Origin of the sequence: Limosilactobacillus frumenti DSM 13145 (assembly GCF_001436045.1) — a bacterium.
Classification (GTDB): Bacteria; Bacillota; Bacilli; order Lactobacillales; family Lactobacillaceae; genus Limosilactobacillus; species Limosilactobacillus frumenti.
Genome location: NZ_AZER01000014.1, coordinates 181,142 through 203,931, shown reverse-complemented (window position 1 = coordinate 203,931; position 22,790 = coordinate 181,142). Strand labels below are relative to the sequence as shown.

Annotated in this window: 19 protein-coding genes, 1 tRNA gene and 1 pseudogene; 7 read left to right on the top strand and 14 right to left on the bottom strand. The window is 41.7% G+C overall.

Annotation, left to right across the window (positions count from 1 at the left end):
* Positions 1–104: 104 nt before the first annotated feature.
* Positions 105–683, top strand: coding sequence for a GNAT family N-acetyltransferase (locus FD27_RS04160; protein ID WP_057749963.1), 579 nt, complete (start codon positions 105–107; stop codon positions 681–683).
* Here FD27_RS04160 and FD27_RS04155 read toward each other — a convergent pair.
* From FD27_RS04155 to FD27_RS04145, 3 genes are all read right to left on the bottom strand, one after another.
* Positions 672–1,025: a type II toxin-antitoxin system PemK/MazF family toxin gene (locus FD27_RS04155; RefSeq protein WP_057749961.1), complete on the bottom strand. Its 354-nt coding sequence runs from the start codon at positions 1,023–1,025 to the stop codon at positions 672–674. The two genes, FD27_RS04160 and FD27_RS04155, sit on opposite strands and share 12 nt — an antisense overlap.
* A 118-nt stretch (positions 1,026–1,143) precedes the next feature.
* Complete coding sequence (locus FD27_RS04150; protein WP_057749958.1) at positions 1,144–3,345, bottom strand: ATP-dependent Clp protease ATP-binding subunit; 2,202 nt, start codon at positions 3,343–3,345, stop codon at positions 1,144–1,146.
* A gap of 98 nt (positions 3,346–3,443) precedes the next feature.
* The gene (locus FD27_RS04145) at positions 3,444–3,665 is read right to left on the bottom strand and encodes a hypothetical protein (RefSeq protein ID WP_057749955.1); all 222 of its coding nucleotides are present in this window, start codon (positions 3,663–3,665) and stop codon (positions 3,444–3,446) included.
* Between the two features lie 607 nt (positions 3,666–4,272).
* Between FD27_RS04145 and FD27_RS04140 the strand changes: the two genes are divergently transcribed.
* The 4 genes and pseudogenes from FD27_RS04140 (at position 4,273) to FD27_RS04125 (ending at position 7,645) form a co-directional block, all read left to right on the top strand.
* Complete coding sequence (locus FD27_RS04140) at positions 4,273–4,698, top strand: OsmC family protein (protein ID WP_057749952.1); 426 nt, start codon at positions 4,273–4,275, stop codon at positions 4,696–4,698.
* An 11-nt stretch (positions 4,699–4,709) separates the two neighbouring features.
* Positions 4,710–5,169: pseudogene (locus tag FD27_RS04135) on the top strand (NUDIX hydrolase).
* A 154-nt stretch (positions 5,170–5,323) separates the two neighbouring features.
* Positions 5,324–6,814, top strand: a complete 1,491-nt coding sequence (gene cls / locus FD27_RS04130; RefSeq protein ID WP_057749949.1) for a cardiolipin synthase — start codon at positions 5,324–5,326, stop codon at positions 6,812–6,814.
* Between the two features lie 72 nt (positions 6,815–6,886).
* A complete protein-coding gene (locus FD27_RS04125) occupies positions 6,887–7,645 on the top strand; it encodes an NADPH-dependent oxidoreductase (RefSeq protein ID WP_057749947.1) in 759 nt (252 codons plus the stop codon).
* 80 nt (positions 7,646–7,725) lie between these two features.
* Here FD27_RS04125 and FD27_RS04120 read toward each other — a convergent pair whose 3' ends face one another.
* From FD27_RS04120 to yycF, 11 genes are all read right to left on the bottom strand, one after another.
* On the bottom strand, positions 7,726–8,847 hold the full coding sequence (locus FD27_RS04120) for an NAD(P)-dependent alcohol dehydrogenase (RefSeq protein WP_057749944.1): 1,122 nt from the start codon (positions 8,845–8,847) through the stop codon (positions 7,726–7,728).
* Positions 8,848–9,097: 250 nt separating this feature from the next.
* Positions 9,098–10,270 carry an iron-containing alcohol dehydrogenase gene (locus FD27_RS04115; RefSeq protein ID WP_057749941.1) on the bottom strand — a complete coding sequence of 391 codons (1,173 nt, stop codon included), beginning with the start codon at positions 10,268–10,270 and terminating at the stop codon, positions 9,098–9,100.
* Positions 10,271–10,679: 409 nt separating this feature from the next.
* Positions 10,680–12,866, bottom strand: a complete 2,187-nt coding sequence (locus tag FD27_RS04110; protein WP_057749939.1) for a collagen-binding domain-containing protein — start codon at positions 12,864–12,866, stop codon at positions 10,680–10,682.
* Between the two features lie 281 nt (positions 12,867–13,147).
* Complete coding sequence (gene rlmH, locus FD27_RS04105) at positions 13,148–13,627, bottom strand: 23S rRNA (pseudouridine(1915)-N(3))-methyltransferase RlmH (RefSeq protein ID WP_057749936.1); 480 nt, start codon at positions 13,625–13,627, stop codon at positions 13,148–13,150.
* A gap of 455 nt (positions 13,628–14,082) precedes the next feature.
* On the bottom strand, positions 14,083–14,580 hold the full coding sequence (locus FD27_RS04100; RefSeq protein ID WP_057749934.1) for a phosphatidylglycerophosphatase A family protein: 498 nt from the start codon (positions 14,578–14,580) through the stop codon (positions 14,083–14,085).
* Positions 14,581–14,654: 74 nt separating this feature from the next.
* Entirely contained in the window at positions 14,655–15,956 is a 1,302-nt protein-coding gene (locus tag FD27_RS04095; protein ID WP_057749931.1) for a S1C family serine protease, read from the bottom strand.
* Positions 15,957–16,047: 91 nt separating this feature from the next.
* On the bottom strand, positions 16,048–16,854 hold the full coding sequence (locus tag FD27_RS04090; RefSeq protein WP_057749928.1) for an MBL fold metallo-hydrolase: 807 nt from the start codon (positions 16,852–16,854) through the stop codon (positions 16,048–16,050).
* 17 nt (positions 16,855–16,871) lie between these two features.
* A complete protein-coding gene (locus FD27_RS04085; protein ID WP_057749926.1) occupies positions 16,872–17,714 on the bottom strand; it encodes a two-component system regulatory protein YycI in 843 nt (280 codons plus the stop codon).
* 14 nt (positions 17,715–17,728) lie between these two features.
* Positions 17,729–19,027 (bottom strand): two-component system activity regulator YycH, encoded by a 1,299-nt coding sequence (yycH, locus tag FD27_RS04080; protein WP_057749922.1) that lies wholly within the window; start codon positions 19,025–19,027, stop codon positions 17,729–17,731.
* Positions 19,005–20,873: a cell wall metabolism sensor histidine kinase WalK gene (gene walK / locus FD27_RS04075; RefSeq protein WP_057749919.1), complete on the bottom strand. Its 1,869-nt coding sequence runs from the start codon at positions 20,871–20,873 to the stop codon at positions 19,005–19,007. Before walK ends, yycH begins: the two co-directional genes overlap by 23 nt.
* A 13-nt stretch (positions 20,874–20,886) precedes the next feature.
* A complete protein-coding gene (gene yycF / locus FD27_RS04070; protein WP_057749916.1) occupies positions 20,887–21,594 on the bottom strand; it encodes a response regulator YycF in 708 nt (235 codons plus the stop codon).
* A gap of 171 nt (positions 21,595–21,765) precedes the next feature.
* Here yycF and FD27_RS04065 point away from each other — a divergent pair.
* Together FD27_RS04065 and FD27_RS04060 are read left to right on the top strand one after the other, a co-directional pair.
* Positions 21,766–21,838: transfer RNA gene (locus FD27_RS04065), tRNA-Lys, on the top strand.
* A gap of 233 nt (positions 21,839–22,071) precedes the next feature.
* Entirely contained in the window at positions 22,072–22,779 is a 708-nt protein-coding gene (locus FD27_RS04060; RefSeq protein ID WP_057749913.1) for a MerR family transcriptional regulator, read from the top strand.
* Positions 22,780–22,790 lie beyond the last annotated feature (11 nt).

Sequence of the window (22,790 nt, the reverse complement as noted above, 5' to 3'; positions counted from 1 at the left end):
TCAATCATTAGGACGAACCAATGATTCGCCAAACGAAATTACCGTAATTTGAAATATTATTCAGATGCGCTAATAATAGGGACAAATTCAAGAGGTGACATTATATGACAGCTATTTACCTACGGCGCGGTCAAACCCGCGATTTAGATTCGATTATGGAAATTATCAACCAAGCAAAATCCTTTCTGAGATCCTATGGCAGTCCGCAATGGCAGGATGGCCACCCCAACCGGCAAGTCTTAACCAGCGATATTGCGCGACAAGACAACTGGGTCCTCATGGTTGGTAAACAAGTTGCTGGCACGGCAACCTTACAGCTAACCCCCGAGCCATCTTACCAGGTTATTCATCACGGGCAGTGGGCACAACCTAATGCACCATATGCCACCATTCACCGTCTTGCCATTAGCAGCGATTTCCGCGGTCAACACCTTTCTAAGTTTATGTTTTCTAATTTGCTCACGATTGGTCAAATGCAGGGAATGAAGAATTTCCGTTTGGATACGCATAAACTAAATAAACCCGTCCAACACCTGGCTGCTGATTTTGGCTTTATTCAACGAGGGATTGTGACGGTCAAGGATAAAATCGATACCCAACGGCTAGGGTACGAACTTAACTTAGGTAGTGACAACAAACTTCACCGTATTAATAACGACTTTATGCAAGGATTAATCCGCTAGTCCCAAGCTCACTTTCAACATATGATCCACTTGGGCCATCATTACATCATCTAAGTGGTTTATTTTGTCCATTAAACGTTGTTTATCAATTGTCCGCAGCTGTTCAAGCAAAATAACTGAATTTTTGGGAATTCCCGTCACCGCTTTAGTAATTGGAACATGCGTGGGAAAGCGCCTTTTCTGGGTTTGAGTGGTGACCGGAGCAACAATGACCGTTGGGCTAAAGCGATTGCCAACATCATTCTGCACAACGACCACTGGCCGGTCCCCACCCTGCTCTGAACCAACTACTGGTGATAAATGAGCGTACCAGATATCACCACGTTTAACTTCATGATCCATTGTTGAATCTCTCTTTCCGTTTCTCATAACTAATTATTCAGTCTAAACCTTTTTGTGAACAAAAACGAGCCTCCCAGCGGCGCATCTGCGTCACTAGGAGGCTCATTATTATTTAGGATTAGTCTTTGTCTGAACTAGTATCTTCTTTCTTGTCCTCTTGGTGGTCGTCAACTGGAGTGTATTCCTTACTGTCATCAGCAACAGCGTCCTTAGCATCCACGATTACTAACTTACCATTTTGCATTTCAGCAACTAAGTGCTTTGCGTCCAAGTGGTCAAGGTAGTAGTCAGTGACCTTGTCACGGATTTCCCGTTCAATTACCCGACGAAGTGGACGAGCACCCATGGCCTTGTCGTAACCTTCATCAATCAGGTATTGCTTTGCTGTGTCAGTAACCTTAACATCCATGTCCTTCTTAGCCAACGTCTTGTTAACATCTGCCAACATCAAGTCAACAATCTTCTTCAAATTGTCCTTAGTCAGGCTGTGGAATTCAACAATGGCGTTGAACCGGTTCAAGAATTCTGGACGGAAGTATGCTGTCAACTTCTTAATCAAGTCTTCTTCACTTTGGTTCTCACCAAGCTTTACTGGAGCATCGTTAGAGTAACCAGCGTTAGAAGTAGCAATGATAACGGTGTTCTTGAAGTCAACCGTGTTCCCTTGACCGTCAGTCAAACGACCGTCATCTAATACTTGGAGCAAAAGGGTAATAACTTGTGGGTTAGCCTTTTCAATTTCATCAAGCAAGATGATGGAGTATGGGTGACGACGAACTTTTTCAGTTAATGTGTTACCGTTGTCTTCATAACCAACGTAACCTGCAGTAGCACCAATTAACTTAGAAACAGCAGTGCGGTCAGAGTATTCTGACATGTCCAACCGAATCAAGTCATTCTTGGAGCCAAACATGTCAAGTGCTAATTGCTTAGCTAATTCAGTCTTACCAACACCGGTAGGTCCAACGAAGAGGAAGGAACCAATTGGTTGGTCACCTTCGTCAAAACCAGCCCGGTTACGACGAATAGCACGAGCAACCGCTTCAACAGCTTCGTCTTGACCAATGACCTTGCCTTCAAGCCGCTTGTCCATGTCCTTTAGACGTTCAACATCAGAAGCCCCAATCTTGGATACTGGAATACCAGTCATCTGTTCAACTGCCTTAGCAACATCTTCTGGAGTAGCAGTAACCTTATCATCTTCAGAACCTTGCTTCAGTTGCTTTTGCAATTCCGCAATCTTATCCTTGGCAGCTTGAGCAGTCTTGTAGTCTTCCTTCTTAGCAGCATCTTGTTGCTTCTTCTTTTCGTTCTCGATGTCCTTTTCAATTTGCTTAGCATCGTGAGCAGGGTGCTTTGCAGCTAAGTGAGCGGCAGTCATATCAACCAAGTCAATTGCCTTGTCAGGTAAGGACCGTTGTGGCATGTATTGAACAGAGTAGTCGACCGCTGCCTTAAGGACATCGTCTGGCAACTTAACGTTGTGGTGCTTTTCGTATAATGTCCGAATACCCTTCAAGATTGCTAAAGTGTCAGCCTTGCTTGGGGCGTTAACCGTTACTGGGTTGAACCGCCGAGCTAAAGCAGCGTCCTTCATAATTGTGTTCCGGTATTCATCTTGAGTAGTAGCACCGATTACCGTGATTTCACCACGTGACAAAGCTGGCTTGATAATGTCAGCCATCCCTTTAGAACCGTCGGCATCACCTGCAGATCCAGCACCAATAATCTGGTGAATTTCATCGAAGAAGAGAATAACGTTTCCGGCTTTCTTAACTTCAGTAATCAACTTTTGCATATTCTCTTCAAAACTGCCACGGTATTGAGTACCAGCTTCCAGACTGGAAATATCAATTGAGATAATTTCCTTATCTTTAATCGCAGCTGGAACATCTCCAGACACAATGGCTTGAGCTAAGCCTTCAACAACAGCAGTCTTACCAACACCAGCGTCACCAACTAATACTGGGTTGTTCTTTGTCCGCCGGCTTAGGATTTCAGCAGTTTCTTGAATTTCTTTGTTACGGCCAATAACTGGGTCCAGCTTGTGTTGACGAGCTTCTTCCGTTAAATTACGACCGAGCTTTTGTAAAATAGTTTCTTTTCCTTGCTTTTGTTGACCAGGACGGCCTTCTTGAGGATTTGCACCGCCTGGCAACCGTCCTGTTTGCCGATATTGGGCAAATTCTTCAGGAGTAACTTCACGACCATTAATAAGGTAACGACGGTTATCTGAATTGTAACCATTCATGCCACCCATTAATGAGTTAAAAATGTCATTCATGTCACTGTCAAATGGATTCATTGGATTTTGAGCCATATTGCAATCCCCCTTAAAAGTATATTCATTCCAAATTAGTAGTCTTGTTTTTCGTTAAAGGAATAATCCCTTCCAGGCTACATCGACTTATCATAACTTCATTCCAAATAGTGCTCTTCCAATTCTTTCAGCACTTCCCACATTCGCTTGTGTTGGGCTTGGGCTAAAGCGTCCAAATCTCGCAAATTCAGTGAGGTTGAGCTCGACTGTGGTTTATTGAAAGATTTGTGTAAAGTCGTGTAACCATATCCGGACCGCTTTGATACTTGATAAATCGTCAAATTATGGACTGTCAAGTAGTGTTTAACATCAATCCGCATAACCTCACTTCCTTTACATCTACTAGTATATCACATTTGTGATATAACACAAGTGTGATATAGCAAAAAAGTGAAATATTTTTAAATTTTTTGGATTTTCTTTTTTAAAAACTATTGACATATATTAGAAAAAGATTAGAATAATGATAATCTCTTAATCAATTGAGGAATGGCAAAGATAGTGATTGTTATCTCTTTTCTATGTGTGCTTTGATCATTCCCAGGTATTCCCCCAAGTATCTGGGAATAACTATTTTACTCATTCCAATTCTACAAAAAAGTCACTGCTCCCCGCGGTGGCTTTTTTGCTATTTAAATGAAATTTTACTGCGACCGAGTCGAAACGTGCTCGCCTTTCTTATGCAACTGAGTCGAAATATGCTCGCCGTGACCGCACGATGACGTTCTAATGCTACCGAGTCAAAACGTGCTCGCCGGGAAGGACTAGTAGCTAACTACAGACAGATACTTGACGTGCTTTGCACGCCAAGCACTGTCTTAGGTTAGCCATACGTCCTTCTAATCCGGCTCGCACTCTATGCATATTATTTGCCATCCCCTCCCTCTTTCGTCATACTGTGATTAACAATAAAGGAGTTGATACATTATGAGTACTTTTAAAGTTAAAGCAACCAAGACCTCGACCGGTCTCCAAGTTTCCGCCAGCACCCGGGGCTTTGAAATCACCTTCGACGAACCAAACAGCACCAACACGGGGATGAACCCGGTAGAAGTGCTGCTAACCTCCTTCGGTGCATGTACCGCTATTACAGCGCATGAACTTGCCAGAAAGAAGCATTTTGACTTACGCGCATTTTGGATTGATATTGACGGTGACCTTGGTCGCGAAGATGTCGCTGACGGTGATAACCGCAGTAAATTTACCGAGATTCGTTTCACTCCGCACCTTCGTACCGACGAATCAGACGAAGATGTTCAAAAGTTTATGGCGGAAGTTGAACGTAAGTGTCCCGTTCGTAACACGCTTGAATTTGGAACCAAGTTTGTGGCAAATGGCTTCGTACGTGAATAAGGATTACTAATATGGCATATATTAAACGCATTCGCGATAAGGTGGGGCATGAACCATTAATCATGACGTCTGCATCTGGTGCATTATTAAATGATCAGGGGGCAGTCCTCTTGCAAAGCCGTGCCGATACGGGCGATTGGGGCTTCCCCGGTGGGTGGCTATATGGAGTATGGCGAATCATTTGTCGACACCCTTAAGCGGGAATTCAAGGAAGATGGCGGCTTTGAGGTTACCCCTATTAAGTTATTGCAACTAATGGATCAAGATTTTTACACTTACCCAAATGGTGATAAGGTCCAGCCAATCAACGCCTTTTTCCTTGTTAAATTAGCTAACCATAAACATTTTGCAACTAAGCCGACCGAAACCAATGAAACAAAGTTCTGGTCACTAGATCAGCAACCACCGCACTTCTTCAATGGTCAGCATGAAGAAATGTGGCAAATTTTAAGAAAAGAACTGGATAAATAGGTTCTGAATGACCTCAAGTATGAGTTGCCTTGAGGTCATTTTTTATATGCATTATTTGGAGTGTTAATCCCTATAATGAATAAGCACCCGAAGCTTAAATAGCGTATGATATAAGAGATTATTGATTAATATCATTTTTTAAAGGAGAAAAATAATGGTTTGGTCTTGGGATGTTATTCGACGCATCATTGAAGTACTATGGCTGATTAACATTGGTTTTGCAATATGGACGGTTTTCCGGAGTCGTCGTGATATTGCAGCAACGTGGGCATGGCTACTTGTCTTATCAGTATTCCCCTATGTTGGTTTTATTCTCTACATGTTCGTTGGGCGTCAACTATCGCATGATGATATTTTTAGTATTCAAAAAGAACAGGCGGCCTTTCGTGATTCTTTCTTAGACAAACAGCATCAATTGCTAAACCAGCACCAACTATTGCCACGCAGCGATCGTAAGCCACGAGCTCGTATGTTAGCCGAATTAAACTTAAACAACGACGATGCCATCTTGACCTTTAATAATCAGGTTAAAGTCTTCACTGATGGCCACGCCAAATTTGCACAACTAATTGACGACATCGACCATGCAAAACACTCCATTGCCATTGAGTATTACACTTTCTATGCTGACCACCTGGGTCATCGCGTTCTTGATGCGTTGGTACGGGCAGCTCAACGCGGCGTCAAGGTACGCGTCTTGTACGATGCTAGTGGTTCACGGGGAACGAAACCAGCTTTCTTTGCCCCATTGACAAAGCTCGGTGGCGAAGCTCAGGCATTTATTTCAAGTTCACCTAAGTGGTATACCTCGCCTCGCCTGAACTATCACCTTCACCGGAAGCTCGTTATTATTGATCACCAGCTTGGCTATATTGGGGGCTTTAACATTGGTGATCAATACCTTGGTGACAGTCCTAAGTTCGGTTATTGGCGTGATACCCACTTAAGGGTTATTGGACAAGCTGCTTTAATGATGGAAGTTCGTTTTGCAATGGACTGGAACACCACTTGCCGGCGCACACATAAGCAACACTTGCAGTTAGACAAAGAGTTAGCACAATTTAACGTTATTCGTCCTGACGAAACACAGTCCGATAATGTACCGATGCAGATTGTTTCTTCTGGTCCCGATAATGACCATTACGCTATTCGCCGCGGGTACGAAGGAATCATTGCAACAGCTCGCAAATATGTCTACATCCAATCACCCTATTTAATCCCCGAAAGTTCGGTCCTGGAAGCATTAATTATTGCTGCCAAAAGTGGGGTTGATGTCCGCATCATGGTGCCTTGTATGCCAGACCACCCATTTGTCTATCGAATGACCGAATATTACGCTAAATACCTCGTTCATAACGGTGTTAAAGTTTATCGCTACGATAACGGCTTTATTCACGCCAAGACGATTGTTTCTGGAACCAATATTGCTTCTGTTGGTTCCGCTAACCAAGACTACCGAAGTTATAAACTCAACTTTGAGGTTAATGCCTTCACTTATAGTCCAGAATTATCTGCTAAGCTCAAGAAAATCTTTGAAGATGACATGATGAATTGCACGCCAATGACTGAAGAATACTTTGCTCAACAATCGACCTGGTTAAAGTTCAAGCAACAATTCTCCCGGCTGCTTTCACCAATTTTCTAACTAAATTCGGTCCGTCATGGTCCGTTTTTTGATTTAAAATTATTGTTAGAAATAGCTTAGGAGGTCAGTCTCATGATTCATAATCAAACCCTTGATCAGCAATTTAATCATCGTTCAATCCGGGCATTTAAACCCCACTCATTAACCAAAGAACAATTGACCACTTTGTATACCGCTGCCAGTCATACTTCAACCAGCAATTTCTGGCAACAATTCAGTATCATCCATGTTACTGATCCTGAAAAACGGGCTGCTATTCGGAAAATTTCCAAGCAACCCTACGTTGGTGCTAATGGGGACCTCTTTATCTTCTTGGTAGATATGTACCGCAATCAAAAGATTCGTCAGGCAGCCGGTAAAGATGATGGACTTCTCCACACCACTGACCTCTTCCAGCAAGCTAGCGAAGATGCCATCTTGGCCGTTCAAAATACTTTAACTGCCGCTGAAAGTATGGGCCTTGGTGGGGTGATTCTAGGTTCCATCAAGAATGATCCTTTAAAACTCATTCAAGTCCTTAATTTACCAAAAATGACCTTTCCTATTTTGGGTTTACAAGTCGGCGTACCAGACCAAAAGCCCCAGTTAAAGCCCCGATTACCGTTACAGTTCATTGCATTTGATAATGAATACCACCGCGATTTTCAAGCGAGCGATCTTGCTGACTACGATAAGGAAGTTGCACAATATTACGACTTGCGTGATACCAATAAGCGCATTGATTCCTTTACTCACCAAATTGCGGGTGAGAAGCTTGATAAGGGTGACAATAACCACCGCGATCAATTGCCTGATGCCATTCGTCAACAGGGATTCTCTCAAGATTGGTAATCACTGTTCCACATGAAACAATAACAGCCACTAACGTTTAAAAACGCTAGTGGCTGTTATTTATTTTATAAATATAAAGATTATTCTCCCGGCTTATATTCTGGGTCAATGATCAAGACTGGCTTAATCGTCTTACCTGATACAGAATCTGCGTTGGCTTGGTTAATGTCCTTAAAGTCATAGAACTTTTCAGTCTTATCAAAGTCAAACATTCCTTGCTGGTAGAACTTAATTAACCGTGGAATATCAACTTGTGGGATCGAGTCACCCATGTTGACACCGATAATAGTCCGGTCAGCTGGGCAAAGATCAGTCCACGTATTAACGTCAATGTGGTTAGCAGTAACTGCGATGGCTGCAAGAACACCACCTTGAGCTAATGCTTGAATGGAGTCTTCAAGAACCTTTGTTACCCCAGTAGTATCAACTAAGTAGTCAACTCCCTTGCCGTCGGTTAAGTCTTGAACAGCCTTAACCATGTCAACATCATTGGTATTAATAGTATCGGTAGCGCCTAGTTCCTTAGCCAATTTCAGCCGTTCTGGAACTCGGTCAATTGCAATAACTGTGGTGCAGCCAGAAATCTTGCCGGCCATCATTGCGGCCAAGCCAACCGCCCCAGTACCAGCAACCGCAATTGTGGAACCTGGTTCTGGCTTTAAGGTATTAAAGACAGTTCCGGAACCGGTAACGTAGCCACAACCCAGTGGTCCTAACTTCCGCAAATCCAAGTCCTTTGGTACTTTAACAGCGTTCCGCTCACGGACAACCGTCGTTGTGGTGAATGATGATTGGTCAAACATATCGTCAACTTGGTGACCATTTTCAGTAAAGTGGGCACTACCATCTGGACGAACTCCAGATAGATTGTTAGCAGCATAGTTTAAACACTTAGTTGGTTTACCCTTCAAACAGTTAATGCAGTTACCACAACCATAGAATGACAGGATAACATGGTCACCAGGCTTAAAGTTTTTAACTTCAGGGCCCACCTTTTCAACAATGCCGGCACCTTCGTGACCCAAAATAATTGGATAGCCGATTTCAGCGTCACCTTTCCGTAGCGCTTCATCTGAGTGACAAATTCCAGATGCAACCATATGAATTTGTAAATCATCGGCTTGCATATCAGCTAATTCAACGTCGTCTCGGATGTCAAATTGAGCACCCTTCTGATCTACAACAGCAGCTTTAATTTTCATAAGACAAAACCTCCTGTGATCGTTTCACGACTCTACATTGTTTAGCGTATCACAAATCAAATGTCTTATAAAGCGATTACATTTGACTAACCGCTAATAAATCGTATGAAATCATATGATATTAAGTGCTTGATGAACTAATTAGTTTGATCATTAAACAACAAATCCACCACTAACCAGTGATGATTAGTGGTGGATTCTAAAGCGTAGAAATTATCAAGAGTACTTCAAATGCTTAATAAGGTTCTATTTAGTAAATACCATCGTATGCCTTTTGGTAAAGGTCAATGATTTCTTGCTTGGTACCCTTACGTGGGTTGGAGAATGCATTCCCATCCTTCAAAGCATTTTCAGCCATCAATGGGAAGTCTTCTGGCTTAGCACCAATTTCCTTGATAGATGCTGGGATACCAACAGCCTTGCACATTTCCTTCATTCCGTCAATGGACTTTTGGGCAGCTTGCATGGTTGTTAAACCAGTAGTGTCATAACCCATAATTTGAGCTAATTCAGCAAACCGTTCTGGGCAAGCAATCAAGTTGTACTCTTCAACCGTGGACAGCAAAAGGGCACAGCATACACCATGAGGAGCATCGTATTGACCACCAAGTTGGTGTGCCATTGCGTGAACATAACCCAAGTTAGCGTTGTTGAAGGCCATACCGGCAAGCATTTCGGCTTCAACCATCTTAGTACGAGCTTCCACGTTGTGACCATTAGCAACGGCAGCTGGTAAGGCAGTTTGAATTAATTGAATAGCTTCCTTACACTGACTGTCCGTAATTGGGTTGTGATCAACAGAAACATATGGTTCGATTGCTTGAACAAAGGCATCACAACCAGTGGCAGCAGTAACTGATTGTGGCACATCAAGCATTAACATTGGGTCGTTGAAGGATACCAATGGAATATTCCGCCATGAAACCACAACAAACTTCAGGTGGTCCTTTTCGTTAGTGATAACAGCGTGACGAGTTAATTCTGAACCAGTTCCGGCAGTGGTATTAACAGCCATCAATGGTGGAAGTGGGTTGTCCAGAGTTTCAATTCCGGCTAACTTAGTAATGTCATCACCATTAGTTAAGATGATACCAATTCCCTTACCACAGTCGTGAGCGGATCCCCCACCAACAGTAATGATGGAGTCACACTTTTCTTCTTCGTACATCTTCTTACCAGCTTTGATGTTACGGATCTTTGGGTTAGGTTCAACCCCTGTAAAGACTGCGTAATCAACGCCGGCCTTTTCTAAGGAAGCCAAGGTCTGCTTAACTGGGCCATTATCAATGGCAGCCAAGTTATCTTGGGTAACAACTAATACTTTGTGCATATTGAGCATTTTGGCACGATCACCAATTTTTTCAATTACACCAGGGCCAAAGAAGTTAACACTAGGCATTAAAAAGTCAAATTGTCTATTCATAAAAATAGCCTCCTTAAGCTAATCGAATACGCTTTCATTATGCACTAATGTGAAGTTTATTTCAAAGAAAAGCAGCTGGCTTATTCACTATACCAATTAATATTAGATTTATTATAACCTGGCACCTACTAGAACGATTCTGCTAAGCTAGTGAACCAATTTGATCTATTTGTCTTATTAGCAGTTTCATCCTGTGTTTCATGTGGAACAAATATTAATAATTTGACCATATCAAAAAGGCTTCCAATACTCGGATCCTTGAGTATCAGAAACCTTATTAGCCTATCGAGAGCTCTCACTCTCGGCGCTCCCCCTAGCCGAATGGCTAACCACAGACGACAATCAATTAATAGTAATTAATTGCCGTCCTCAGCTAGCCATCCCCTAATGGAATAGCTAGTAGGTTATATTACTGTTTCTTACGTTGAAGCCAGCTGCCCATTAGCAGTTGGGCCCCAGCAATCAGAAGCAATGCTAATCCACCTAATGTTACTTCACGAGTTGATTTATTACTAGTTTGTGGCAAAGTATCTTGTTGTGACTTCGTAACTGTCATTTTGTTTACGATTGTTGAATCATTTCCTTTAATTTCAGTATGTGTTCCATCAATGTTATCTGTAATAGAGATTTCATTATCTGACTGATCTGAATTGGAACCTGGGCCCGGGGCTAGTGTTGAATCCGGATCTAGGTTTGGATTTGGATCTGGGTCTGGGTTTGGATCTGGATCTGGGTCTGGCGTTGGGTCTGGATCTGGATCCGGGGTTGGATCTGGGTCTGGCGTTGGATCTGGATCTGGGTCTGGATCCGGGTCTGGGTTTGGATCTGGATCTGGGTCTGGCGTTGGGTTTGGGTCTGGATCTGGCGTTGGGTCTGGATCTGGGTCTGGGTCTGGCGTTGGGTTTGGGTCTGGATCTGGGTCTGGCGTTGGATCTGGGTCTGGCGTTGGATCTGGATCTGGCGTTGGATCTGGATCTGGCGTTGGATCTGGGTCTGGCGTTGGATCCGGATCTGGATCTGGGTCTGGATCCGGGGTTGGATCCGGATCTGGGTCTGGCGTTGGATCTGGATCTGGGTCCGGGTCTGGATCTGGGTTTGGATCCGGGGTTGGATCTGGATCTGGGTCTGGCGTTGGAATTTCAATAAATGAAGGTGGGCCTACTGGATGAATATCCCATCTGTGAGTTTCACCACCAATAATATTAACGATATTAGCAATAATGTTCCCATCAATATTAACATGCGCATTGACGATTGCATTAGGTGCTAAAATACTTCCCATGAAACGACCACTCATGATATCAATTTTCTTTGCATCAGTACCGAAATTCCATAAAACATGGTTTGGAACTTCATGACTTTCCGCATTATTTACAGGACTATTACTTCCATCGTAGTACAAATGAATTTGTGAATTAACTTCAAATAATCCCATGATGCCATCTATAACATTAATTATAATAGTTGGTCCATCAGTTTTACTGGAAAGTCCCTTTATCTTGATTGGTTGAGGCCCTTGTAAATACTTAGCAGGAATATTGACATAAATAACGTTATCGGTTGGCTTTGCATTAGTGACATCAATAACTTGATTATTCATATCACTAAAGTCCATTACCACTCCTTCTGAAGTTGATTGGTCAGAATAGAAGTTAGAAGCATTAATTAATCGCTGAAATACAGCCGCAAAATTAATATATTGTGATCCTGCCGTGTCTTTAAATACTTCCTCAGGTTTTAGATTATCCATCGGTTTGCCATTAACGTATACTTTATCATCAATAATTTCTACATTTATGTCACTGCCGAAAATTACATGGTTAAATTCAGGATTTCGAAACGACCCGCTATTTAACGCTTCTGATAATTGTTGGATGTAATAAATATCACCATTAGTTAAATGAATAGAATCTCCACGAGTTCCAAAATCAACTATTCCATTTAAAGTTCCAACCGCAATATTGCCATTAACATCTGCTCCTAAATTCGCTTCATTAGCAAAAATATGGAACAATGATGCAAGTAATAGAACACTTTTCGCATCTAAATGATTAATGTCAATTCCATACTTATCTTTTAGGGTCTGGTCATTATGGATTATCCCTACTTCTCCAACAGTTGGCTGCTTTAAGGAATCAGCAGTTGTTTTTAATTCTTCTGACTGTTCACTTACTATTCCGGCGTTGGAAGAAACAGGCGAGGCTTCCACCCCTGAAGAAGTATTCGCTTCAGGTTGCGTGGTTGATAATGCTGACGAATTTTGTATTTGATTGGCTGGATTTGCCACCACTTGCGGAGCATTTTCGCTCGAAACTGGTACCGTTTCTGCTGAGCTGCTACTCACTACATCATTGTAGCTAGGTTGCCTCGCGCTTTCATCATTAGTAATGTTGGCGGGCTGGACATTTATTAATTCTACTTGATTTTCTTGCTGTCCCTGATGTACTGTTTCATCGGCCGAAACACTACTCGCGCCCAGGAATGTTAATCCTAACAACACGGATGCCACACCAATACTTAATTTACGTAGGCCGAAGTGTTCCCTTTGAGCCTTAAATTTACGACTCATCATTTGGACATTATTTCTTGATAACATATCATAATCCTCCTGTGATCAAAATAAAAAGTAACGATTGAGTTGCTTTCTATCTATCCGCATTCGTCATAGGGGGAAAACCTATTATTAAGCTTTTAGATATTTGCTGATCATAATATACTATGCGTACATAGATATCTAAATACTATTAAGATAAGAGATAAGTTTTCTTAATGAAATAAAGTTTGCTTTAATAATTTAGACTAAATTTCTTCACAATTTAAATAATCATAAGAAAAGCATGTTGTGATAATGTCATTATCATCACAACATGCTTCTTTTTACTTATGGTAAGGCAGACCATTAATAATAGTAAAGGCCCGGTAAATTTGTTCTGACAACACTAACCGCATCAATTGGTGTGGCAAAGTAAATCGACCAAAGGAAATCTGTGTATCAGCTCGCTTCAGCACTTCTGGGCTAAGTCCTAATGAACCACCAATAACAAAGGTAATATCGCTATGACCATACGTTGCTAATTGATTAATTTCTTTAGCAAATTCTTCTGAGCTTCGTTCCTTACCTTTAATCGCTAATGCGTAAACATACTCACGATCCTTAATTTTAGCAAGAATCCGTTCACCCTCCTTTGCCATGACTTCATCCATTTCAGCCTGACTCAAGGATTCAGGAGCCTTTTCGTCGGGAACTTCAACAATCTTGAATTTACAAAAGCGACTGAGCCGTTTAGCATATTCTGCAATCCCAGCCTTAAAATACTTCTCTTTGAGCTTACCCACACCAATTATTTTGATATTCACTACTAATCCACCACTTTCAACATTTTATCCACAAAGTTTTCCACAGGCAGTCAACTTTATCCACCGATTTCCCGAATGTTCGCTAGTAAAATTTCGGTGAAACCGATTTCTAGTGTTTTACTTATCCACAGTTATCAACAGAAACATGTGTTTGATAGCACATCTATCTATCGTTGATATATCAACGTTTATGATCCATATATTTTAAATTTTTCCACTTATCAACAATTACCCCTCACTCCTGTGGATAACTTTTACACTGGATTCATCCTTGCTATATTAACATTTATTGCTAGTGTTGAAAAATCCCTTTAACTTTCCACAGAGTTTTCCACAGTTATCCCCACCACAATATATAGATTAAAATAACCACGGATCGTGAACTAAATATCACAATCCGTGGTTTTATGAATGATTATTACCATTAAATTCCTAATCATTCGCTTTTTCATCAATTAAGCATACTTATGGGCAATTTTTCCACAAACAGCAGCGACAATCGCTGATAACAAATCATCAATGAACGTATTAACGTGAGTGCCATCAGTATCAAATTTCTGCATAATCCCTGTTTTTACGCGGTCAAAATAACCAAAATTAGTAGTCCCAATCGTTCCGTAAATTGTTGCAATCTGTAGGGCAAGGGTTTCATCCACGCCAAATACCCCTGCGTCGGCTTTAATAATCGAAGATAATGGTTCTTTAATCTTTCCTTCTTCAGTCAAGCGATCCAGCTCAAGCATCACCATAGCGTTGTTCATTAGTTCCCGCTTATGCATTGTATCAACCACTGCTTCTTGACACTCTGCCATCGTCAACTGTGGTTCATACTTAACTTGGGTATCATAAGCTACCTGAGCTAAGTCACTGAGCTCAACACCCCGCTTGTGCAATCGTTGCACTACGAAATTATATGCCTTCGTATCTGGATATTTAAACTTTGGATTATTCATTCTTTTTCCTCCACTTACTTTGTTAAAACAATAAATCGCGTCTAGTTCGCTTAACGAACCGACGCGATAAATTATTACTGCTGATTATCGTCACTTTGTTTATTATTGTTATCACTGTTGGCCGCTGCTGTCTGGGATAGCTTCAGGTTAGCAGTGTGGCGATGACCATCACGATAGTAGGTTACTGATACGGTATCGCCAACTTTATGCTTGTACAGTGCTGATTTCAATGACCCAGTATTTGTAATTTTAACATTATCAAGTTTCGTAATTACATCATACTGTTTTAATCCCGCACTATCAGCTGGTGAACCACCTTGAACCTGCATAATAACTACTCCCCGGTTAACCGAAGAAGGCAGTTTAAGGACTGATTTTTGTTGGTCCGTTGTGACCCGGCTCAAATCAATCATCCCCACACCTAACGCTGGCCGTGAGATCTTACCATCCTTAATTAGTTGGTTAATAATCTTGACGACTTCATTACTTGGAATTGCGAAGCCCATCCCTTCAACTGACGAGCCATCGTTGCTACCAGCGAGCTTCATAGAGTTAATACCAATGACTTGACCAGCTAAATTAATTAAAGGACCACCAGAGTTACCAGAGTTAATCGCTGCATCAGTTTGAATAACTGACGTCATCGTACCATCTGAACTAGCTTTCAGTGTCCGGTTCTTAGCAGAAATAATTCCCTTGGTAACCGTATTAGCATATTCACTACCCATTGGTGAACCGATCGCTAAAACATCTTGACCAGCGGCAATTGAATTGGAATTACCGAACGAGGCAACTGTTGTGACGTTTGCAGCATTGATCTTCAATACTGCTAAATCAGTCGCTGCGTCAGCCCCAACCAGTTCAGCATCTACTCTTCGGCCATTGCTCATGATCACTTGCAGGGCGCTAGATCCCTTAACGACGTGATTATTAGTGACAATATAGGCCGTCTTACCAGACTTCTTATAAATCACTCCAGAACCTTCACTGGCCGTTTGCAGCTTACTAGAGTTCGAACTGTTGTTACCCTGTGCTCCTTCTTGGTCGTCAGCATCACCATTAATCGCACCAAACATCCCCATAATTCCTTGATTGGATGATTGGACTTGTTGCTTATTAATCACAGAAACAACCGCACCCTTGACTGAGTTATATGCCTTGGTTGATTCACCATTTAACTCTGCCTTATTCTTGTGAACTTCTGTCCCGCCTGCTTTGTTAGATCCAGCAGGAACCTTCGTACTGGCAACCTGTTCATGGTGTTGAATTGCGCTACCGATACCTAATGACAGGCCTCCACCAATTAATCCAGCGACGAGTCCGATTCCCGCAACTTTTAACCAAAAGCGGTTTGAGCGTTGTGTTTGTTCTGACATTGATGATCCTCCCGTTTACAAAATTAATTCATTCTTACCATATCGCAAGAATATGAAGAAAGTTTGAACTAGTTGTAGCGATTATTTAACTTTATAGGGTCATTAACTTTGATGGATGATCTGGTTCAGCATCTAATAACTTAAAGTCATGATTGACACCGAAATCATGCTCCTTCATCAAACTAGCTACTGTTAGGTGGGCCAATGACCGCATATTATTATGCTGACTGCGGTGTCCTAAGAAGATCCGTTTAGTTCGCCGCCCCAACACATCCATCAATGCATCTGCGCCTTCCTCATTCGAAAGGTGGCCTGTGTCGCTAAGGATTCGTTGCTTCAATGGCCATGAGTAGGGACCCATCCGCAGCATTTCAGTATCATGGTTACATTCCATCAGGTATGCATCTGCATCACGAATAGTACCTTCGACGCGGTCTGATACGTAACCTGTATCGGTGAGAATGCAGAAAGTTTTGTTGTTATGGTGGACCTGATAAAACTGCGGCTCGGCTGCATCATGGGATACCGAAAAGCTTTCAACATCCATATCACCAAGGTCCTTAACGCTATTTGGTGCAATAATGTGCTTCTGCTCCAATGGAATCTTGCCAATCTTATTTGCCATCGCATCCCATGTTCCTTGGTTAGCATAAACATCCATCCCGTAGCGGCGTGCTAACACACCAACACCATGACTATGATCGGAGTGTTCGTGAGTAACGAAAATCGCGTCCACATCATCTAATGAACGATGAATCTGGGCCATTAATCCCGCAATTCTTTTACCACTTAAGCCGGCATCAATTAAAATGTGGTGTTCTTTTGTCTCCAGATAGGTAACGTTGCCTGTGCTCCCACTGGCTAAAATGCTATAACGTAACGGATCTGTTTCTTCCACATCACAACACTCCTTACTTACCGATTTAATGAATCAGTATTAATACTGGTCTGTTGGTTATTCTTCAAGATTGTACTGTTAAAGGCATTAATCGCAATCTGTTCGACCTCGCCTGAGTTTTTCGTTTTCATTTGAACTGTCCACGTTGGAATATACACGTTCTTGTTATCCGTATTGGTCGTCATTAGACGAGAATAACCAAGTTGACACCAGCGGATACGAGAATTATTAGGAATTTGATTGTGCTTGTATAACCAGGTTACAGCCTTCTTTTGACTGATTAGGGGCGTATCTGGACGCAGGACAGTTGCATCTTCCAAATAAGTTTGGTTATAGCCAGTAACTTCCCCCGAATTATTCATGTGGAACTTAATCTGACCATCGCCATTCATAAGAGGCCGTCCTTCAATTACCTGTGAGTAAACTACTGTCTGGCCCTTCGATAAGGCAGGATTATAACGATAATGACTGCCAAAAGCAACTTGGTGGCTGTTTTTAATTAATTGGTTCAAACGTTCTTCTGGTGCTTGGGGATCAACCCGAATAGAACGGTCAAATTCACTAGAAAGTGTATAGCCATTAAAATGTTGATCCTGATTTCTTAATCGCGACGTGGCCGAGTCTAACTGACCATCGCTAGCTGATCGTTTACCAGAAATGTAAAAACCGGTATGGACTCTACTACTGAGTTTATTAAAGGTAATTGAGTCATTACGCATTTCCTTCATGATTACTTCGGAATTATCACCAATATTATTAGCGATAATAAACCGATTTTCGACTAATAAGGAACCAGCAATAATTACATCAAACAGTAGGAAAGCAAAGAAGAAGATCCATTGAATTCGTTTAAAATTCATTGTTTATTTCCCCCTTACTTTTCCAATTTCTGATAATTAATCCAACTACCATTGTACTTAACAAAGTAGGTTGGTGTTAACCGGACAACCTTACTCGTTGAGTCGCTGCGCCAGAGGTAACCGACCCTAATATCAGAAATATCCTTAAGTTTATTATTTTCCCGTAATTCATTAAAGACCGTTGTTGTGGACGGTATTTTTTCTGCCTGGCGGTCGATTGGCAGTGGAACTTGGATATTGTAAAGGCTCATCCATAACTGCAGCTTACCATCATTAGCTGCCTTAACCTTGATTGCACCATAACTATCATGGTTGTAAATCGGGAAGCCCTCAACATAGCTTCGGTAGCTAATCATCCGTTGGTGCTGACTAATCCCATCATAGCGTAAATTATTTAACGGAATGCCTGTCCGCGCAATTAGCCGGTAGAAATAGCTATACAGCTCACTGCTTGCCGGGACATCTTGTTTACTCAAGAAATTACGGTAATGAATTTCTCCATTCCAGTGGTCATAAAAGACCCGCTTATCATCACCATCACGATACGTTGTTATATGACCATTATGGTTAGTATTAACAGTGGACCGCTTATTGCTTGATATCAAGTTTTGACTTAAGGTGTCAGCATTCTGCGCCGTGACCTGGTAGCCAAATACTGGCAATGAGAATGAATGCGGATAAAGCAGTAGTGTTTTTCCATTGATAATCTTGTGTTCAACAGCTACTTTGTCAATTGAATGTGTGTTACCGATAAACGGCTTAAGGTATTTATCGGTATTGCCACGACCAATCCGTACCCGGTAAACCCGGTAACCTTGATCGCACAGTAAGTAAATACTCCGTGGATGATTAAGGTGGATCAAGATATGATCCACCTGCTTAATCCGACTAGTGTCAATTGTCTGGGCAAAAGTCTCATTAAAAATCGTGGCGGGTACCGGGTCAGAATATGACAACATGAGAGAATCTGGCTGGCGCAGGTAGCTTAAATAAACATCGCTGTTATTATTCTTAACAAGGACACTCCATCCCAACTGCCAATGCTTGATCTGCCGTTGGGCTTGTCGAACCAGATTAACTCGTGAACTATAGAGAAGATTTTGGTCTTGACCACTGCTATTTTTAACAACTTGTGTTGGCAAGTACAAGTCGCCAATCGATTGAGCACTAGTATTTTGATTTCCACTACTAGTGTCACGAGGGTGGTCATACTGAAAGGGATTTGTCCAAATAATTCCTGATAAGATCAGACTAATGATCACGACGGTCGCTAATGCTATATCGAGCCATTTAATCTTTATCCTTTTGGTCATCCCATTCATCTCCCTCTTCGTATGGAACATAAGGTAATGAAATGTAGAAGGTGGAACCTTTGCCTTCAACACTGTCGACCCAAATTTGGCCGCCGAGCATGTTGACAACTTCCTTCGAAATAGCTAATCCTAAGCCGGTACCACCTTGTTTCCGACTACGAGCTTTATCCACTCGGAAGAACCGATCAAAGATGTGTCCCAGGTCTTTCCGTGGAATCCCTAACCCTTGGTCAGAAATACTCAAAATCACGTGATTATGGGTTTCTAATAGCCGCGCGGTAATTACCCCACCATCAGGCGAATACTTAATCGCGTTATTCATAATGTTATCAACGACTTGGGTAAATTTATCGGTATCAATTTCTACCCACAGATCTTTTTTAGTAAAGAATCGCTCAATAGTGTACTTCTTACTCTTGGGATCTTCTTCTTTTTTAATGATCATGTCGAAGCGATCCAAGATGTAATTGAAAAGCTCGTTAATATTAACGTATTCCAAGTTTAACTTAGTCGTTCCAGCATCCATCCGTGACAGACTTAACAGGTCATTAATCATCCGGATCATGCGTTCCGTTTCATCCTGGACAACTTTCAGGAACTGCGGCGCAATTTCTTTATCTTGCCAAGCCCCATCGCTTAAGGCTTCAACATAACTCTTAACACTTGTTAATGGTGTCCGTAGTTCGTGAGAAACGTTGGAAACAAATTGTTTCCGTTCGCGTTCCTCTTTTTGCTGACTCGTAACGTCGTGAAGGACACATACTAAACCATTGATAAAGCCAGATTCTCGCTGAATTGGGGAGAAGTATGCGTTCAAAATCATGTTGCTTCCCGTGTTGGACATATCCAGCAAAATTTCTTTCTGGTCAGAATCAATCAATTGACGAACCGTGTAATCATGCCGGATGTCTAAGACGTCAATAATGGACTTACCAATCAATTCGTCTTCATGATCGACTCCTAGCAGTTGCAGTGCCATATTATTAACAATTGTGACATTTCCGCGCCGATCAGTGGCTAACACCCCATCCGACATGTGGGAAAGGACACTATCCAACCGCCGTCGTTCAGATTCACTTGATTCCTGAGCTTCTTCAACCCGTACAGATAAGTTATTGATAGCGCCTGCCAATTGCCCTAGTTCATCATTACCCAAGACTCGTACTTGTCCTGAGAAGTCTCCACGAGCTATTCGTAACGTTTGCTTCCGGACTTCTTCAATTGGCCGCGTAATTTCCCGGGAAATAATAACTGCCAATAGCAGCCCAATCACAATTGTAATTAGCGCCGCCGACAGGTAAATCAACGTAATGTTATTAATGTTTGTGTAGACATCTTCCAAACTAGCCCGCAGGTAAACTGCCCCAACAACGTTATTGTTATTGTTATCGACTAATGGAATCATATTTACGTAGTACCGCGTATGGTTAGAGCGGTCATAGATATTCTCCGTGTGCGATCGGTTGTTGACCAGCGTCTGTTTTAGTGTCTGGTCGGTCGTCTTTTGACCAATAATATCCCGATTGCTGTAACTACTGGTTCCACGGACAACACCTTGACTATCGACAACCCGAATCTCCGAAATGTTATTGTTATTGACTTCGGCCAAGATTTGCTTGATTTCTTTATTCGCTTTTTTGTGGTTAGAACGAACCAATTGCTCACTCAAAGAATTGTCGACGTATGATGGCAATTCAATGGTTTGCTTAAAAGTATTCAAGTTTTGATGTTCCAATTGACGCACAAAAACCGCCCCAACGCATTCCAACGTTAACATGAGCATTAACGCGAAAACGAGGGCGATTTTAAACTGAATCGATTGATAGAATTTTAACTTACTATTCACAACCGTGGTGCCTCTAATTTTGATCAGGATTTGCTAGGTAGTAACCGACTCCACGACGAGTGACCAGCCATTGTGGATGACTAGGATTATCCTCAATTTTCTCCCGTAACCGCCGAACAGTCACATCGACAGTCCGCACATCACCAAAATAATCGTAACCCCAAACAGTTTGTAAGAGATGTTCACGATTAATAACTTGGCCAATATGCTCAGCTAAGTAGTGGAGTAGTTCAAACTCACGATGAGTCAAATTGATGTTTTCACCCCGTTTAGTAACGGTATATGCTTCGGGGTGAATTGTTAAGTCACCAACTTGAATATCCGTATTATGTTCTTCTTCAGCTGGTGCTGCTGTAGCTGCTTGCCGCCGTAAGTTAGCCTTAACCCGAGCAACTAATTCCCGGTTAGAGAATGGCTTAGTTACGTAATCATCAGCCCCCAGTTCCAGTCCGAGGACCTTATCGAGTTCGGAGTCCTTAGCGGTTACCATAATGATTGGTGTCGTATGCTTAGCACGAACCCGCTTAGCAACTTCTAAGCCATCAATTTTTGGCAACATGAGGTCAAGAATAATTAAATCGGGTTTTTCCGATTCAACTTTTTCAAGAGCTTCTTCTCCATCAAAAGCTACAACTACATCGTAGCCTTCTTTTTTTAAATTAAACTTGATGATATCAGAAATTGGTTTTTCATCATCAACAACTAAAATTTTCTTAGCCATAACAAATATTCCCCTCCAAACGGGTATCATTGACTAATTACTTATTACTCAATATACTGCCATATATTATAGCACACCATCGTCAACGGGCTAATTTGCCGGTTTTTTGAAATTTATTATTGACATCACTCATGACAAATGATAAATTAATAATGTTCTGATTGAACAAATGGGCAGTTAGCTCAGCTGGCAGAGCAACGGACTCTTAATCCGTGGGTCCAGGGTTCGATCCCCTGACTGCCCATCAGAGGTTTACAGAGATTGAGATTTATTCCTCAATCTCTTTTTTTATCTCAAAAATAAGAGTTCAGTTGAAAAATGGCGACAAAGCAGTGATCGTTTCATCGCTTGATATACATTAGCCTAATTTAGTTTTTCAAGAGATTGAAGTTAATTCTTCAGTCTCTTTTTCATATTTTCCTTGCAAATTACGCGGCGTCATTTTGTACAATTAAAAATACAAAAGAGGTGTTTTGTATGTATTCAAGCGGTCAGCTAGCTAAGCAATGTCATGTCTCTGTTCGCACAGTTCAATATTACGATCGGCAAGGACTTCTTCATGCAACTAGAACGGCTCATAATCACCGCCAATATCAGCAAGCAGATTTACTCCGCTTACAACAAATAATTACTTACCGCCAACTTGGCTTTTCCATTAAAGACATCAAAGAACTGCTGGATAGTCAGGATAATATCCCCGTCTTACAAGCCTTGATTAAAAAGCAGCAACAAGTAACTCGGCAAATCTTACAGCAATCTCAACTACAAATCGAAAACCTTTCTTTTATGGAAAAGCACTTAGATCATTTTGGTGTTTTACCCCAACATTGGGATCAAAACTTGAACTTTAATCTCCAACAAAGCCACAAGTTACATCGTTTCCGCTCTAAAATGCTGATCAGGGGAGCCGTTGTTGACTTGTTATTATGGGGTAGTCTTGCGGTTGTGGTTTGGCAAGGCGTTTCCATTAGCTGGTTTATTGTTGGCTTAGTTATTTCACTACTGCTTTGCTTAGAAATCACCTGGGCTTACTATCATCACGCCCGTTACCTTTGTCCCCATTGTCAGTCTATATTTGTGCCGCATTTCAAACAATGGTTTTGGGCTGCTCATACTCCAAATACACGTAAACTCAAGTGTCCTGAGTGCCATCAGAAGAGTTTCTGTATCGAAGAATACCGATAAACTACAAAGAC